Here is a 676-nt window from a genome sequence, read left to right as displayed (position 1 = left end):
TGCACTTATTCGCTTGTCCCTATAACGTTGACGTCTCGGCCAGCGAAGCCAAAACACGTTATAGAGCTTGAGTATGAATATGCCGTATTCCAGACTACTCGCCTGCGTGTTACCGCATCGAGAACTCTTTCATACATATGATTGATGACAATCACAACCCACCAGTCTTCATCCACGCACATCACATACGTGAACTCCGACTGATAAATCTTTACTACTTCTTCCAGATTGTTAAAGAACAAAACAGCCATGATCGCAATGATCAAGCCTAAATCCGTCACTCTTCGGTTTCCCTTTCGGTACGCCGCCACGATGATGACTTAGGTTTGACGATTGGTGGAGGTTGACGGGATCGAACCGACGACCCCCTGCTTGCAAAGCAGGTGCTCTCCCAGCTGAGCTAAACCCCCATTTTCGCTTGGTGGGTCTAGTTGGGCTCGAACCAACGACCCCCGCGTTATCAACACGGTGCTCTAACCAGCTGAGCTACAGACCCCAACGCTGTCCTGGCTTGTTACCAACATACCGATAAGTGTGAACGCTCAACTGGCGAGCCATGCTCTAGAAAGGAGGTGATCCAGCCGCACCTTCCGATACGGCTACCTTGTTACGACTTCACCCCAGTCACGAATCCTACCGTGGTAAGCGCCCTCCTTGCGGTTAGGCTACCCACTTC

General features: G+C 50.9%; 2 tRNA genes and 1 rRNA gene. All 3 read right to left on the bottom strand.

The annotated features are described in order from the left end of the window. Positions 1-334: 334 nt before the first annotated feature. Positions 335-410: transfer RNA gene (locus IGW03_RS37780), tRNA-Ala, on the bottom strand. 9 nt (positions 411-419) lie between these two features. After that, positions 420-496, bottom strand: a tRNA-Ile gene (locus tag IGW03_RS37775). A 69-nt stretch (positions 497-565) separates the two neighbouring features. Beyond that, positions 566-676 (bottom strand): 16S ribosomal RNA (locus IGW03_RS37770); the annotation flags it as partial.

It is taken from the genome of Noviherbaspirillum malthae (genome assembly GCF_015352985.1).
In the GTDB taxonomy this organism is placed as follows: Bacteria; Pseudomonadota; Gammaproteobacteria; order Burkholderiales; family Burkholderiaceae_D; genus Noviherbaspirillum; species Noviherbaspirillum malthae.
Note: the sequence above shows the minus strand (reverse complement) of the source record. Positions and strands in the feature narration are given on the sequence as shown.